The sequence below is a fragment of the Helicobacter sp. CaF467b genome (assembly GCF_022664765.1).
Lineage (GTDB): Bacteria > Campylobacterota > Campylobacteria > Campylobacterales > Helicobacteraceae > Helicobacter_D > Helicobacter_D colisuis.
The window spans coordinates 1,290,801-1,306,695 of sequence record NZ_JALAIY010000001.1; the positions used below are offsets into that span (position 1 = coordinate 1,290,801).

Genomic DNA, 15,895 nt, shown 5'->3' on the forward strand with positions numbered 1-15,895 from the left:
CATCATGCACATGCGATTCACGCAATCCACTTTGTGTGATTTCCACAAATTCTGCTTTCTCCCACAAAGTGGTAATGTCCTTAGCTCCCAAATATCCCATTGAAGATCGCAATCCACCAAGCATTTGATGAATCACATCAGAAATCCTTCCACGATAAGGCACTCTACCCTCAATACCCTCTGGGACAAGTTTTTCTTGTGCGGTGCCTTCTTGAAAATATCTATCTGCACTCCCCTTATTCATCGCTCCTAAGCTACCCATTCCGCGATAACTTTTATACTGTCTGCCTTGATAAATAATTGTCTCACCTGGAGATTCTTCAGTCCCTGCCAACATACTGCCTATCATTACGCTACTAGCCCCTGCTGCAAGTGCTTTTGCAATATCACCTGAATATTTAATCCCACCATCGGCAATCAACGGAACTCCCATTTTATGACAAACTTCAGACACATCAGCAATGGCTGTAATCTGTGGCACACCCACACCTGCTACAATACGAGTAGTGCAAATACTTCCGGGTCCAATACCCACTTTTACACCATCAGCTCCCGCATCAATTAGCGCTTGAGCACCTTCTCTTGTCGCCACATTTCCTGCGACAATATCCACAACTAAATGCTTTTTAATCTCTTTGATTGTTTCTAAAATCCCACGACTATGCCCGTGTGCTGAATCAAGTACCAAAACATCAACTCCTGCTTCTACTAATGCTTTTGCTCTATCATATTGAAAAACACCAATAGCTGCTCCCACGCGCAATCTGCCAAAATCATCTTTATTGGAATTTGGATATTCAATTCTTTTTTGAATATCTTTAATAGTAATCAATCCTTTTAAAATTCCTTTTTCATTGACAATTGGCAATTTCTCAATTTTATGCTTATTCATAATATTACGCGCTTCTTCTAAGCTTGTGCCAACTTTTGCAGTAACCAAAGGCGCTTTTGTCATAATTTCTTTAACAGGGCGACTTAAATCTGTCTCAAAACGCATATCGCGATTAGTCAAGATTCCAATCAAACTACCATTATCATCAACTACAGGGACTCCTGAAATCTTATAATTATCTGTGATGGCTTTGGCTTGCATTAAAGTTGCATCTGGACTAATGAAAATTGGATCGATGATTACTCCACTTTCACTCTTTTTTACCTTTTTAATCTGTGTTACTTGAGAGTTAATATCCATATTTTTATGAATGATACCAATTCCACCAACCCTTGCCATAGCAATGGCTGTGCTGTATTCTGTAACCGTATCCATCGCTGCAGAAACAAGCGGTGAGTTTAAAGTGATATTTTTACTAAACTTTGTTCCCAAAGAAACTTCTTTAGGTAAAATTTCTGAATAAGCTGGAACCAACAACACATCTTCAAAAGTCAATGCACGCGCTCTAATTTTCATAAGCTCTCCTTAATAAGATTTTCCAAATTTAAGCCCAAATCGAGCAACTTTTGCTCTTCAAAAGCCGCACCAATTAATTGCATTCCAATAGGCATTCCCTCACTCTCTCCAACTGGTAAAGAAAGCGCTGGAAGTCCTGCAAGATTTACCCCAATTGTATAAATATCTTCTAAATACATTTGCAAAGGTGTTTTACATTCATCAAATCCAAAAGCAGTGCTTGGTGCTACTGGAGAGAGAATCGCATCACAATCTTTTAAGATTTCATTGTATTGTCTTGCAATAAGAGTGCGCACCTTTTGAGCCTTGATATAATAAGCATCATAATATCCGCTACTTAATACAAAAGAACCAAGCAAGATTCTACGCTTCACCTCATCACCAAAGCCTTGTGATCGGGTTTTTAAATACAATTCTTTAAGATTATTAACATTTTCTGCCCTATTCCCATAGCGCACTCCATCAAAGCGCGCTAAATTTGAGCTTGCTTCTGCTGTGCAAATCACATAATATGCCGCGATAATATAGCTAGTATCAAGCATTTCTTTTTCAACAATAGTGTGTCCATTAGCACTTAAGAGATCAATACTTTTTTGGTATGCATCTTGAATATTTTTATCAGCATCTTTTAATAGACTAGGCAATATTGCAATTCTCATCTTACGATTTCCATTAAGATTATCATAAGTGTTTGTAGATGAAAAATTTGCAGAAGTAGAATCCATTTTATCATATCCGCTAATAGCATCAAATAATATCGCACAATCTGTGATATTTTGTGTAATAGGTCCGATTTGATCAAGGCTAGAACTATAAGCCACCAACCCATAACGACTAACCCTACCATAAGTGGGCTTTAATCCCACACAGCCACAAAAACTAGCAGGTTGGCGGATACTACCTCCTGTATCACTGCCTAATGCAGCAATTGCAATTCCACCAGCGACTGCTGCAGCACTCCCCCCACTACTTCCACCCGGGACTTTGCTTGGATTTTTTGGGTTAAGCGTTTTGCCATAGCAACTACTTGCAGTTGTGCTTCCCATAGCAAATTCATCCATATTAGTGCGCCCAAAAGGTGCCATTTTATGTTTTGCTAGATTCTCTATTGCAGTAGCATTATAAGGTGCGATATAGCCTTGTAGAATCTTACTTGCACAAGTAATCTCCCAACCTTTAACATTAATATTATCTTTAATAGCTATAGGGAGACATTCTTTATTATAATCTTGCAAATCTCCCACATAAGCATTAAGATTGCTCTGCTTAATTGCTTGTGTTAAATTTGCTTTTAACTCTCTAATTCCATCTTTATCGAGTTTCAATGCTTCTTGTAAAGTAGGGATATACATTTAATACTCCATGAATTTTAAAAAATTTTAGAATTATAAAAAAATATTTTTGATAAAAGGGTTAAAGTAGTAAAAAAATGAAGTTTTTAAAACCCTTCTTAAGATACTTGCGGCACATAAGCATTTTGAAGGCTCTGCTGTGTTCCCACCCTGAAGCATTATTCAAAAAACCCATTGCACAAGTCTCAAAAAGGGCGACTGAAATTATATTTATTTTTTTTAAAAAAAGCAAATTAATTTTCTCTAGGTGAAAGTTTTTTACTTTTTAATTCTTTTTAATCCTTAAAAATCTATTTTAGCTCTTATCCAAAAATTTCTTCCCATTTCGTAAATTCTAGAATTAACAGGATTGTCTGCTACACTCAAATCAATACTATTTTTAGAGAGGTGGTAGCTATAGAGTTTATCTGTGAGGTTTTCAACCCCTGCAAAAAGTTTGATATTATCATAAGTGTAACCCACATAAAAGTTTATAATACCAAATCCACTTGAATCGCCAAAATCTTGACCCACCACATTGCCATAGCCTTCTAAACTTCTAGTTTGTTTTGCATGCGCGATGATTTCACCTTTAATAAAATATTTATTGTCATCATATTTTAGCGCAAAGAGTGTTTGCAAAGGCGCAATTTGCGCTAGTGGTCTATTTTCTTTTGTGTCTTGTCCATAGGTATAGCTCATTTGAGCTAATGCAAATGTATTAGGCAAAAATTCATAAGAAATCTCTGCTTCTCCACCCAATAATAACGCATCAGTGTTAAAGCCTGTAGTGGTAGCTGTATTGTAATTTAACATAATATAATCTTGAATATAAGAAACATAGCTAGACACACTAAAGTTAAGCTGCTCTTTGTGATAAGTTGCCCCCAAATCTAATTGCGTGTTTTTTTCTTTTTTTAGATTCAAGCCATTTCCCTTAGAAACTTCCCAGAAATCAGGAATCCTTTGTGCATAGCCCAAACCTGCATAAAGCGTGTAATCACCCAAATATTTTTCAGCTCTTCCAAAACCACTTAGGGCATATTTTGTATTAGAAGTATCTAGCTTGTGGGCTGTCATATCCACCCTATCGCCCCTTATACCTGCAAAATATCCCATATTAGATGAAGTAAAGGTTTCTATTTGCGAAAAAACCCCATAACTTTTAAAAGTATAATTAGGCGCATAAGGGCTATTTAGAATCATTTCTGCTTCTTGTGCGCTATTTTGATTTGCAATAGCCCTAGATTTGTGCTTATCTAAATTATAATTTCCACCAAAGTAAATCTTAGAGAGATCAAACTTTTTTTGATATTCTAATCTTCCGCCCGTATTTGTCCTATTGGGATTGCTAATTTGATATTTATTTCCTATTTTTGGCATACCATTAGTTAGGCTAAAATTATCCATAATATGATCAATCTCGTGATGATAAATATGAAAATCCAGCTTATCATCATTGAAAAATTTAACAAGATGTGCTTGATAAGATTCTCTATCAAAAGTTCTCGCATCCATTGTCCTATCTGCATAAGCAGCTTCTCCCCTGCCAATATCAAAACTAAGTTCTAGCTTTAAATCAGGACTAGGAGTTAAAGCGCCAACAAAAGTCCCAGATTGTCTTTTGTATGCAGAATGCACCCTATCTCCCCTGCCACTTTCATAATCATCACTTCTATAGTTTGAATAAATAGCCTGTAAGCTACCTAGTTCATTTCCGCCTATTAAATGCGCATTAGCATCAACCCTTCCAAAACTTCCATAAAGTGCATCCACACCACCATTAAAGCTTGGTTTTTGAAGTGTTAGAATCTCTCTATCAAAAAGCATTCCCCCAGTAATCAAAGATCCATATCTTACATCTTGAGGACCTTTTATAATGGTAATAGAATTATAATTTTGCGGGAACACATAGGTTAAAGTCGTATCCATTCTACCACCACAACCTCCTAATAAAGTCCCTCCATTTACGACAATTGGCAATCTACCTCCACCAAGCGATCGAAAAAACGCTTCTGTTCCACCTCCGCCTTTTTTAGCGACTGAAAACCCAGGAATCTGCTGCAAACTCTTTGCAATATCGCTACTATTTAAAAGCGAATCTTTACCTAAAATATCAGTGTAATCAATTTGCGTAGGATTTGCTAGGGGAGAATTAGCATATTGTATCGTAACTTGATTGCCTTGAGAATAAAGCAGAGTTGAGAGAGATAAGAATGCAAAAGCTTTGTGTTTCATGAAATATCTCCTTAAAAATTATTATCTTATTTTAAAAAGAATCTAATGGCTTACTTGTATCAATATCTCACTCACAGCCTCAATTAAAATAAGCTAACTAACAGGATTATAACACGATGCTTTAAATAAAACTTGCACTTAAACTAGATTCTTATAATTTGGTTTGCTTTATTGATTTTATAATTACATATTGTAACATTTTATATATCACAAAGAAAAATAAACTATTTACTTTTAAATCATTAAAAAAATACAATTATATTGTTAATATTATTCTCTTTATCTTATTAATACAAAAAGTGCTACAATTTGGTTTTTATTAAAGGAATTAATTATGGAAATTTTATCTTGGCAGGTTTTTTATGCCATCATGCTAACATTTTTTGCAGGTGCCTCAAGTGCAATTGGAGCTTTAATTGCTTTCTTTTCATATGCAAATAATACTCGATTTTTATCTTTTGGGCTGGGTTTTTCTGCGGGAGTTATGATTTATATTGCTTTTGTAGAGATTCTACCCTCTTCATTGCTAGATTTCAAAACCTATTCTAAAGATTTTGGCGCAATAATAGGTTTATTATGTTTTTTTGGAGGCTTATTAATCAGCCTACTTATCGATAAACTAATCCCAAAAGAACTTAATCCACACAATCCTAAAGATAATGATGAGTTATTAGAGTTAAAAATTTGCCCCATTCCTAGTGGCAAACAAAAACCAAGCTATCACCCTGGAATCTCACAAAGAGAAACTTTAAAACTTAAACACATGGGGATTTTAACAGCCATTGCCATTGGAATACATAATTTTCCAGAAGGCTTTGCAGTCTTTGCTTCAAGCTTAGATAATCTTTCATTTGGTATTATCATCGCACTTGCCATTGCCATTCACAACATTCCTGAAGGTATGGCGGTTTCCCTACCTATTTATCACGCCACAGGCAACAAAAAGAAAGCTTTCTATTACTCTGCTATTTCTGGACTTGCAGAACCCTTAGGAGCAATCATTGGCGCATTATTTCTATTACCTTTTATGGGAGATTTAACTTTAGCAATTACTTTTGCCTTTGTAGCTGGAATTATGGTATTTATCTCACTAGATGAATTACTTCCCGCTTCAAAAAACTATGGAGAAGCACACGATAGCTTATATGGATTAATTCTAGGAATGGTAGTCATAGCCTTTAGCCTATTAATTTTAAATCACTAACAAACCTCAAGGTTGGGGGCTAAAATAGCGCATCATTTCAATAGTTTCTTGATCTAATAAAGTGCCTCTATTAGTCAAATCTCTGATTATTTGTTCTCTAACTTCCTGTTTTAAGTTTTGCCCAAATTTTGCTTTTATGCTTTGACTTTCTACCTTTATTACTCCAACAAATACACCCCTTTCTTGCCCTTTAAATTGACCCAAATCCATATCCAATGAATCATTATGAGATTCATACTTTTGCACTAACGACTTTAAAATACACTTTTTTCTTTGATAATCTGTAATTGTTTCAAAAGTGCCACTTAGATAAACAGAAAAGAAAAATTGCGTAGGAATCATTGTGTTATTTAAAAAATAAGAAGGAATATAAGAATAAATTTTTGTAGCACTAAAGGAGACTTTTGGATTCTCCTTTAACAAATGATATTTTCTGCCACTTTTTGCTCCATGAAAATAGATCTCACCTTCTTCATAGCAAAAACTAATAGGCACTCCATAAGGCTCACCATCAGGGATAACCATCACTCCAAACTCAATTTTTGCTAACATTGTCTGTAGTATTTGAGAATCAAAACACTCAAATTCACTGCGACGCATTAGCATTTACTTCTCACACAGGGAAAACGCGAATACTAGAATCAAGCCCTTCTTGCAAAACTGATTCAATGGCAAAAAGCGTTCCTGTCGCACCGCTAGCACAGCCACTGCACGCACCAAGATAGCGGATATAAACATCAGTATGTCCATCGCTAGAATTTTTAAGCTCGATGATCTCCATATTTCCGCCATCCATCATTAGCATTGGGCGAATTTTTTCATCAATTAAACTCTCAATGGCTTTAATTTTTTGAACCAAAGTCATATCAGCAAACTTCAAATCTCCCTTTGATTCTAAATCTGCTTTGTTTTTTAGCGCTTCTTCTTCCATTTCAGCGCGCACATCACGCAAAATATCTACAAGATAATATTCTCTCTCTTCGTGTCCTCCAGGTTTAATACAGCTTTTACAGAAAGCCCCTGCTTTAGTGTATTCTGTGATCTCTTCTACACTTTTTAAATCATTGAGTTTAATCACTTCTTTAATTGTTCCAAGGCTTACTCTAGCGCACTCACACACGATAATTTCATCTTCAAAATCTTCTGGATTCTTACCCAAATATAAAGCTGCCGCCTTTTTAATAACATCATAAGCCATAACAGAACAATGCATTTTTTGTCCTGGAACTGCTGGAGTATCAGGATCATCGCGCAAAGCCTTTTCAACATCAATGTTTGTAATCTTAACTGCCTCTTGCACCTTTTTGCCCAAGCAAAGCTCAACCATCATATCACTACTTGCAATAGCAGTCCCACAGCCAAAGCTTTTAAACTTAGCATCCACAATCACATCATTAGAATCCACAAGCCAATATAGCCTTACTGCATCACCACAAGCCTCTGCGCCATAATCTGCCACAATCAGCTTTAAGCCACGCTCATCAGCTTCTTTTTGCGTGATAACTCCCAAATGAGTTGGATTATCCATTCTCTCGCTAACTTTTTTACTATAAGCATCCCACAATGCTCCACCAAGTAATTCATTTTTTGCCATATTTAATCCTTTTTAATAGCTACTTGAAATCGCTCTTAGGCGTTCAATTGATTTTTTAAAAATAGTGATTGCATAGTCAATTTCTTCTTGCGTTGTAAAACGACTTAAAGAGATTCTTACTGCAGTATGCGCTAATTCCTTATCTGCACCAATGGCACTCATAACTGGATTTGCCTCCAAATCTTCACTCGCACAAGCACTTCCTGTTGAACAAGCAATACCATTTTTATTCAAATCCCAAAGCATTGCTTCCCCTTCAACTCCACGAATACTCACCAAAATCGTATTAGGCACACGCAACGCTCTATCTCCCACAACAAATACATCAGGAATTTCTAGTAGTGCATCTTCTAGTTTATCACGCAATCGTCTTACATTATTGCGTTCAAAATCCAAATACAAACAAGCTTGTCGCATTGCCTCTCCCATTGCAACAATATAAGGCACATTAAGCGTTCCACTGCGTCTTCCACCCATATGCTCACCACCATGGAAAAGTGGAGTTAATTTCACGCCTTTTTTAATATAAAGCCCACCAATTCCTTTAGGTCCGTGGAATTTATGCGCACTAAAGCTTAGAAAATCCACATTAGCCTTTTGCACATCAACAGGAATTTTGCCGATAGCCTGCACCGCATCAGTATGAAATAAAACACCCCTTTTTTTACAAATTGCACCAATTTCTTCAATAGGAAAAATGATTCCTGTTTCATTATTTGCCCACATAATGCTAACTAACGCTGTTTTATCTGTAATGGCTTCTTCTACTTGCTTAGCATCTAATGTCCCATTTTCGCCAATGGAGAGGTAAGTTACTTCCACTCCAAGACTTTCTAAAAATCTACAGGTTGCCAAAACCGCTGGATGCTCTACATCTGTAGTAATAATATGATTCTTTTCACCAAAGCGTAAAACATCAAAATACACACCTTTTAACACCCAGTTATTTGATTCTGTAGCACAAGAAGTGATGATAATATCATCTTCATCTCTTGCATTAATGCCCTCATAGAGATGATTAAAGGCTTCCCTAATGACTTTGTGCGTTTCTGTTCCAAAAATGTGCAAGGAATTAGGATTGCCATATTTCTCACAAAAATAAGAATCCATTAATTCCTTAGCTTTAGGGTCTAACATTGTTGTTGCATTATTATCCAAATAAACCCTTTTGTTAGCCTCACTCATTTTATTATCCTTTCAAATTATTCAAATAAATTTATAAAATCTTTCATTTTCTAAAAAAATCAAAATGAATTTAGCTTTTACTCTAAAAAACCTTAAAGATAATTAAAACCTATAGCTTTATTTTCTTTAGAATCAACTACTTTCACAAAAGGTAAATTTTATCATTTGGTTAAAAATAAATTAATCACAAATACCACTTAAGCTTTGCAGATTCTAAGCCTTTAGTCAGACAAACTAGAATCTACAAATTTTATTCTAAAGAGAAAAAATTTCTAAAGCCCTTTTTAAATCTTCTTTAGTATCAATCCCAAAAGATTGACTACACACTTCCACCATTACAATTGTTTTTTTATTTTCTATGGCTCTTAACTGCTCTAATTTTTCAATTTCTTCTAGCGCCAACTTAGGTAGATTACAAAATTCTTGCAAACTCTTTCCGCTAAAAGCATAGATTCCTAAATGCCCAAAATACTGCCACTTATCATGCGAATCAAGAATATTTTCTCTATCATAAGGAATCCTAGCGCGCGAAAAATAAATCGCTTCTTTTTCTTGATTTATCACAACTTTAACTAAATTAGGATCTTCTGCCTCCTTTTTTGAAACCACTCGCATACAACTCCCCATAAAAGGGATTTCCCCTTTTTCTTTTAGCTTAGATTCCATAAGATTTTTCAATTTTTGTATCACTTCTTTTTCAATAAAGGGCTCATCTCCTTGCAAATTAATGATAATTTCATCTTGTCCTAAGCCCAAAATTCTTGCACATTCTGCGATTCTATCTGTGCCACTCTCATGCTCTTTGCTTGTTAGAATAGACTTAAAGCCATATTGTTCACACACTTCTTTTACGCTAACATCATCACAAGCAATCACAACCTCATCCACTTCTTTTGCTATTTTTGCAACTCGAATCACCATAGGAATCCCGCCAATGGGAGCAAGAATCTTATTAGGGAAGCGTGTAGATTTTAATCTAGCAGGAATAATAATCATAGTCTAAAAATCAAATAATTCACCCAAAAAACTTTCTCGTTTTTTAGGCTTATAGTTTTCTTTGTATCTTGTATCCCCATATTGCCTTCTTTCCTCATATCTTGGAGTTTGCATATTTTGGGTAGAACGCTCAATAATTTTATCTAATTCACCCCTATCAAGCCAAACTCCACGACATTTAGGGCAATAATCAATCTCAACACCACTTCTCTCACTCATCACTAAATCTACGCCACTACAAACTGGACACTGCATTTTTTACCCTTTTTTTTGAAGAAATTATATAGAAATTAACTTAAATTTCTACAGATTAAATTAAAAAACTGCTCTCATTTTCGGTTTGTTACTCCAACTTCTAAAGCTTTATCTACAATCTCTTTGCGACTAGGATTAGCACTTTTAAAATACGATTCAATCTCTAAAAGCAATTTTGCATTGACTGCTCTATGCGTTGCAAGCAATAATACAAATTGCACATCAAAATCTAAAATTTCTTCCATATAAGCATTATAGTAAATCTTAGCCAAATTTACACACTTTTTTAAATCCTCCAAACTTTTATCTTTTTGCTTTAAAGCTTCTAAAATCTCTTGGGCTCTAGGAAAGTTTTTTGCCTCCTTAGCCACCTTAGGTTTTTTTAGCAAAAAGGCAGCCAACAAACCCAAAAATAAAATCCCTATCACCGCACCCATCAACACTAAAAACAAAAAATCTTGTTGCATTTTCAAATCTACTCCCCCTAATCTCTAGACTTCAATTATATTCTAACTTCACTTTAATTTTTGTAGAATTGTTAAACTTTGGTTATAATAGCAAAATAAAAAATGGAAGGAATTTATATGAATGCAAACGATTTTAAACAAAAAGTAAGTGAGATTCAAGCAAAAAGCAATTATAAAACGCCTCTTGGCTTTGGAATCTGCTATGCTGATGTCGGAGTAATGAGCAACAAAGTTTTACAAGCCACTTACCCCGTTTTAAACTGGCAAGAAAATTTTGGTAGTTATGCTATTTTTTGGGATTTGCGCGAAGAGTGTGAAATCTTAGAGGATTGTGAAAGCGAATTGGTTTTTGGTATCACAGAAGAGTTTGTTATCAAAGCCTTAGAAGCTTTCTCTCCTTATTTAGCAGAAACTCAAAGCAATCCTAACGCACATAAAAATGTAGCGGTAGTCTTAGAATTACAACGCGCTTTACAAGAAGATAGAATCTATACTGAAAATGGCGATTTTAGATACCGATTCTGCGCCATCTATGAAGATAAGCAATGTAAAAGCGTTGAATCTGCTTATATGAAACTCCTTGCACTCTCTTTGGGTAAAGCACCTCTTAGAAGTTTATATCTAGATGGAATCTTTGGGCTTTTAAGCAATGTAGCGTGGAGTGGAAATGTGCCTTTTGAGCTAGATTGGCTAAGAGAAAATGAAATTACTCTTAAAATGCGTGGAGAATTCCCTGCAATTGATTTTGTCGATAAATTCCCACGCTACTTAATGCAAGTTATTCCACAATATGACAATATCCGCCTTCTTGACACTGCAAAAACTCGATTTGGTGCGTATTTAGGAACCGGTGGTTATACACAAATGCCTGGAGCAAGCTATGTGAATTTCAATGCCGGTGCAATGGGCGCGTGCATGAATGAGGGCAGAATCTCATCTAGCGTAATTGTTGGGGAAGGTAGTGATGTTGGCGGTGGTGCAAGTATTTTAGGTGTGCTAAGTGGTGGTAACTCTGATCCTATTAGCATTGGTAAAAACTGCCTACTTGGCGTAAATAGCTCTACAGGTATTAGTTTGGGCGATGGGTGTATTGTAGATGGTGGAATTGCGATTTTAGCAGGAACAATTTTCCAAATTGCTCCGCAAGAAGCTCAAAAAATTAAAGAAATTAATCCAGACTTTGAAATCAAAGACAATGGGCTTTACAAAGGCAGGGAACTTTCAGGCAAAAATGGAATCCACTTCCGATGCGATTCTAAGAGTGGTGTTATGATTGCTTTCCGCTCTAACCGAAAAATAGAACTCAATTCAGCCCTACACTAAAGACTAGATTCTGCTTTATAGCAGAATCACTTTACTTTTCAGTCAAACTTGCGAATATTCCAAATCTCCCACAATTTCTATCCCTACGATAAGAAAAATATCGCCCACTGCAACAAGTGCAAAGCGGATCAATCTCATAATCACAAATACCAATTTTCTTAAATTGCTCTTTTAAAACTTCTATTAAATCTAAATATATTTTTCTTTCTTTAGTAATCTTGCCACTCTCTAGCGCTTGGCTTAAGGCTTCTATGCCCACTTCATAGCAACATCCTCTAATTGATGGACCAATATAAACAAAAAGATCACTCAAACAACTTTGATATTCTCTCTGCAAAAGAGAAAATGCCTTAAAAACAATTCCTTTTTCTACACCAAGCCTACCTGCATGAAGCAATACTAAAACTCGCTTAGCCCTATCAAACACAACAATAGGATTACAATCTGCCACCATAATTAAGCCAACTAAGCCGATTTTATCCAAAACAATTCCATCTCCATCGCCAAGCAATCCGCCACTAGAAGCCTTTAAAATATTATTCCCATGCACTTGTTTTAAAAAGCACAATTGCTCTATAGAATAACCACGACTTTGTAGTTCTATACTTTGATTTTGCTTAACTGTTTCTTTGGTTAAATTTCCAGCATGAAAAGCTATATTTCTCCCCTCTTTGCTTAACCAAAGCTCTAAACCCTTAGGAATTATCAACGATACTCCCTCCGCTCCATTCCACTCTATCATAAGCATCATAATTTTGCATAATTATACAAGCCCCCTTAGAAATATCCAACAAAGGATTAGGAGAAAGGTTGATTTGCATTTTAAGTTCTTCTTCTAAAAATTCTTTCATTCCCTCTATCAATGCCATACCCCCAGTAAGAATTGCTCCATCTTCTATCAAATCAGGTGCAATTTGAGGTGGAGACTTCTGAATTGTTTCTAAAATAGTGTTTTTGATTTTAAACATTCCTGTCAAAAGCACATGCTTTAACTCATCTAAATTCAATTCATAGGAAATAGGCATTCCATTAGATAAAGATTTAGCGCCAATATTAATAATAGGATTTTCACCAAAAACTCTGATTTGTCGCTTAATTTTTTCTGCCAATTCTTTACTAATGCCGATATTTTTGTTATACCTGCAATACTCTATTAAGGCGTAATCCACAAAATCTCCCGCTTCTTTTGTAAAAGCACTTGCTATCAAACCTCCAAGAGAAATAACACTTGCTTCAATCAAGCCCCCACCCGCATCAATCACCATTTTTGCTCTTGCTGTGCTAATATCTAATCCTGCCCCCACACTAGCACTAAAGGGATCTTCTATCAAAAAGGCTTCTTTGGCTCCTGCAAGTATTGTAGCTTCATACAAAGAATGGCGCTCTACTTGCGTGAGATTCCTTGGAATACTAATCCCAACGCGCGGTGCAAGTTTCGAAGTTTGACCAAGAGAAATCAAAGCACTAATAAAAGTTTTTGTTGTTTCAAAATCACTGATGGCTCCATTTAAAAGCGGATTAATCACTTCAAAATTACTTGGTGCGCGCCCCATCATCTTTTTTGCCTGATCACCAATGCACACCACTCTCTTAGAATCGCCCATATCCTCTAAAGTAATACAAGTCGCTTCGCAAAATATAATATCTTCTGCATTATTTCTCACAATGGTATTTACTGTGCCCAAATCAATTGCAATATCATTTCTTTCTAATAAAGCCATAATTCTCCAACCCATAATATTTTACAAAATTATAACAAAACTACTTGCAAACTGCTATTTAAAACTCTATTTTCATCAACTTTTGCTATAATTTGCAAAATTCACCTATTGCAAGGAAATTAATGTCTTTTATTTTATTTTATGGTCTATTTTTAACACTCCCCAAAATGCTTCTAAGTATTATTGAGCTTAGATTTCTCAAAACCCAATATAACAAAAAACCTTATATTTTAGATTCGACTTCATTTAAAAAAGCCGCTAATTACTCTATTATCAAGGAAAAAATCTCCTTTTTAAATACCCTTGTAGATTTTTGTTTGCTATGGGTTTGGATTCTTTTTGGGTTACAAATACTAGAATCTCTCTTACCCACAAACTCACTCCTAGGTAGCACACTCTTTGTTTTGTTATTTTTATTCATCCAAAGCCTTTTTTCTTTGCCATTTGATGCTTATAAGACTCTAGTAATTGATAAAAAGTTTGGCTTTGCCAAAGGCGGAATCAAACTTTTTCTTGCTGATACCATAAAATCTTTTTTGCTTTTATTGATATTAGGCGGTATTTTGATTTTTATTTTTACTTGGATTATTGCCAATATCCCTTCATGGGAGTTTTATGCTTTTATTATAGGCGCTCTTTTTATTATTGGAACTAACCTTTTATATCCCACTTTAATTGCGCCCTTATTTAACAAATTCACCCCCCTAGAAGATAAAGATTTAAGCAATGCCATTCAAAATCTTTTAACTAGAGTTGGCTTCCATTCTAACGGAGTTTTTGTTATGGATGCCTCACGCCGAGATGGTAGATTAAATGCTTATTTTGGTGGTATTGGCAAAACAAAGCGTGTGATTTTGTTTGACACACTCTTAGAAAAAATCCCAAAAGATTCTATTTTGGCAGTTTTAGGGCATGAATTAGGACATTTTAAACGCAATGATATTTATAAAATGATGGTGCTCGTTTTGTCTTTCTTTTTTGTTTTATTGCTTTTAATTGCCAATTTGCCACAATCCCTATTTGCAGAAGCCAATATTGTGCAATCTCCACACAGCATTATTGTTTTTTTATTGCTTTTAAGTGCGCCAATTGGCTTTTATTTTACCCCCATTCTTGGTTATTTTAGCCGCAAAAATGAATACAATGCCGATCAATTTGGTGCCAAACTCACTAGTAATGAAGCCTTAGCCAAAGCTCTTTTGCTACTTGTAAAAGAAAACAATTCATTCCCCCTTTCACACAAACTTTATATGCGCTTTTATTACACTCATCCACCCCTTATGGCGCGATTAATCGCTCTAAATTGCGAACATTTGGCATTTGAGAATCAAAAATGACACTCAAAGAAGCTATAGACTTTGGCGCTCATGCTTTAAAAAACAATCAAATCCAACGCCCTTATTTAGAATCTGAAATCCTACTCTCTCACATTCTAAACCAATCTAGAATCTATCTCCACAGCCATAGCACACAAAATCTCTCATCCTTTCACGAAATGCTTTTTATAGATCTTATCCAAAGGCGAAAAAATCTTGAACCCATTGAATATATTACTAATAAAGTTGGTTTTTATGGAGAAGAATTTTACATTGATAGAGGAGTTTTAATTCCCCGCCCTGAAACAGAAATTTTAGTAGATAAAGCAAAAGATATTATTGCGCAAAATAATTACAAAAATATCGCTGAAATTGGCATTGGAAGCGGAATTATAAGCATTATGTTAGCTCTTTTATTACCCGATTCAAACTTAAACTTTTATGCAAGTGATATTGCCCCAGAGGCGCTTTTTAACACTCATGTTAATCTTAAAAAATTCAAAGTTTCAAACATCAAACTCTATAAAAGTTCCTTTTTAGATTTTAACAAAGAAGAAAATATCTGTTTTGATTTATTAGTTTCTAACCCCCCTTATATCAAAAAAGGGGAGATTCTGCCAACTTCTCTTAGCTTTGAGCCACAAAAGGCTCTATTTGGCGGAGAGAAGGGGGATGAAATACTTCATCAAATCATTAGATTAGCTTATGAAAATGAGATTCCACACTTAATTTGTGAAATGGGCTATAATCAAAGAGAAAGTATAGAAAGTCTTATGCAAAATATTCCGCATCAGAAGCTAGAATTTTACCAAGATCTTGCTAATTTAGAAAGAGGTTTTATTATTGAATTTTGACCA

Annotated in this window: 15 protein-coding genes and 1 other RNA gene; 4 read left to right on the top strand and 12 right to left on the bottom strand. The window is 35.2% G+C overall.

Annotated features, from left to right (window positions below):
• The 4 genes from guaB to MKD52_RS06575 all read right to left on the bottom strand — a co-directional run.
• The coding region (gene guaB / locus MKD52_RS06560) for an IMP dehydrogenase (protein WP_242099685.1) at positions 1 to 1,408 on the bottom strand (1,408 nt) is incomplete at its 3' end.
• Positions 1,405 to 2,760, bottom strand: a complete 1,356-nt coding sequence (gatA, locus tag MKD52_RS06565; protein WP_242099686.1) for an Asp-tRNA(Asn)/Glu-tRNA(Gln) amidotransferase subunit GatA — start codon at positions 2,758 to 2,760, stop codon at positions 1,405 to 1,407. The genes guaB and gatA, both read right to left, overlap by 4 nt.
• A gap of 93 nt (positions 2,761 to 2,853) precedes the next feature.
• Positions 2,854 to 2,951, bottom strand: an RNA gene (ffs, locus tag MKD52_RS06570) — signal recognition particle sRNA small type.
• Between the two features lie 91 nt (positions 2,952 to 3,042).
• Positions 3,043 to 4,977 (bottom strand): TonB-dependent receptor, encoded by a 1,935-nt coding sequence (locus tag MKD52_RS06575; RefSeq protein ID WP_242099687.1) that lies wholly within the window; start codon positions 4,975 to 4,977, stop codon positions 3,043 to 3,045.
• 334 nt (positions 4,978 to 5,311) lie between these two features.
• Between MKD52_RS06575 and zupT the strand changes: the two genes are divergently transcribed.
• Positions 5,312 to 6,181, top strand: a complete 870-nt coding sequence (gene zupT / locus MKD52_RS06580; protein ID WP_242099688.1) for a zinc transporter ZupT — start codon at positions 5,312 to 5,314, stop codon at positions 6,179 to 6,181.
• A 6-nt stretch (positions 6,182 to 6,187) separates the two neighbouring features.
• Here zupT and MKD52_RS06585 read toward each other — a convergent pair whose 3' ends face one another.
• The 6 genes from MKD52_RS06585 to MKD52_RS06610 all read right to left on the bottom strand — a co-directional run bounded on the left by MKD52_RS06585 (position 6,188) and on the right by MKD52_RS06610 (position 10,678).
• A complete protein-coding gene (locus MKD52_RS06585) occupies positions 6,188 to 6,781 on the bottom strand; it encodes a pyridoxamine 5'-phosphate oxidase family protein (protein WP_242099915.1) in 594 nt (197 codons plus the stop codon).
• 13 nt (positions 6,782 to 6,794) lie between these two features.
• Complete coding sequence (locus MKD52_RS06590) at positions 6,795 to 7,775, bottom strand: iron-sulfur cluster assembly scaffold protein (protein WP_112056949.1); 981 nt, start codon at positions 7,773 to 7,775, stop codon at positions 6,795 to 6,797.
• A 12-nt stretch (positions 7,776 to 7,787) separates the two neighbouring features.
• Positions 7,788 to 8,960 (bottom strand): NifS family cysteine desulfurase, encoded by a 1,173-nt coding sequence (locus tag MKD52_RS06595; protein WP_112056950.1) that lies wholly within the window; start codon positions 8,958 to 8,960, stop codon positions 7,788 to 7,790.
• A 255-nt stretch (positions 8,961 to 9,215) separates the two neighbouring features.
• Positions 9,216 to 9,956, bottom strand: coding sequence for a 3-deoxy-manno-octulosonate cytidylyltransferase (gene kdsB, locus MKD52_RS06600; RefSeq protein WP_242099689.1), 741 nt, complete (start codon positions 9,954 to 9,956; stop codon positions 9,216 to 9,218).
• A 3-nt stretch (positions 9,957 to 9,959) separates the two neighbouring features.
• Positions 9,960 to 10,211 (bottom strand): zf-TFIIB domain-containing protein, encoded by a 252-nt coding sequence (locus tag MKD52_RS06605; RefSeq protein ID WP_112056952.1) that lies wholly within the window; start codon positions 10,209 to 10,211, stop codon positions 9,960 to 9,962.
• 74 nt (positions 10,212 to 10,285) lie between these two features.
• The gene (locus tag MKD52_RS06610) at positions 10,286 to 10,678 is read right to left on the bottom strand and encodes a hypothetical protein (RefSeq protein ID WP_112057085.1); all 393 of its coding nucleotides are present in this window, start codon (positions 10,676 to 10,678) and stop codon (positions 10,286 to 10,288) included.
• Between the two features lie 117 nt (positions 10,679 to 10,795).
• Between MKD52_RS06610 and MKD52_RS06615 the strand changes: the two genes are divergently transcribed.
• Positions 10,796 to 12,001, top strand: a complete 1,206-nt coding sequence (locus MKD52_RS06615; protein ID WP_242099690.1) for a 2,3,4,5-tetrahydropyridine-2,6-carboxylate N-succinyltransferase — start codon at positions 10,796 to 10,798, stop codon at positions 11,999 to 12,001.
• Positions 12,002 to 12,032: 31 nt separating this feature from the next.
• Here the strand turns inward: MKD52_RS06615 and MKD52_RS06620 are convergent, their stop codons facing one another.
• A complete protein-coding gene (locus MKD52_RS06620; protein WP_242099691.1) occupies positions 12,033 to 12,710 on the bottom strand; it encodes a polyphenol oxidase family protein in 678 nt (225 codons plus the stop codon).
• Positions 12,697 to 13,722: a rod shape-determining protein gene (locus tag MKD52_RS06625; RefSeq protein WP_112056955.1), complete on the bottom strand. Its 1,026-nt coding sequence runs from the start codon at positions 13,720 to 13,722 to the stop codon at positions 12,697 to 12,699. Before MKD52_RS06625 ends, MKD52_RS06620 begins: the two co-directional genes overlap by 14 nt.
• Before the next feature lie 122 nt (positions 13,723 to 13,844).
• Between MKD52_RS06625 and MKD52_RS06630 the strand changes: the two genes are divergently transcribed.
• Together MKD52_RS06630 and prmC are read left to right on the top strand one after the other, a co-directional pair.
• Positions 13,845 to 15,059, top strand: coding sequence for a M48 family metallopeptidase (locus MKD52_RS06630; protein WP_242099692.1), 1,215 nt, complete (start codon positions 13,845 to 13,847; stop codon positions 15,057 to 15,059).
• Complete coding sequence (gene prmC, locus MKD52_RS06635; RefSeq protein ID WP_242099693.1) at positions 15,056 to 15,892, top strand: peptide chain release factor N(5)-glutamine methyltransferase; 837 nt, start codon at positions 15,056 to 15,058, stop codon at positions 15,890 to 15,892. Before MKD52_RS06630 ends, prmC begins: the two co-directional genes overlap by 4 nt.
• Positions 15,893 to 15,895: the final 3 nt, after the last annotated feature.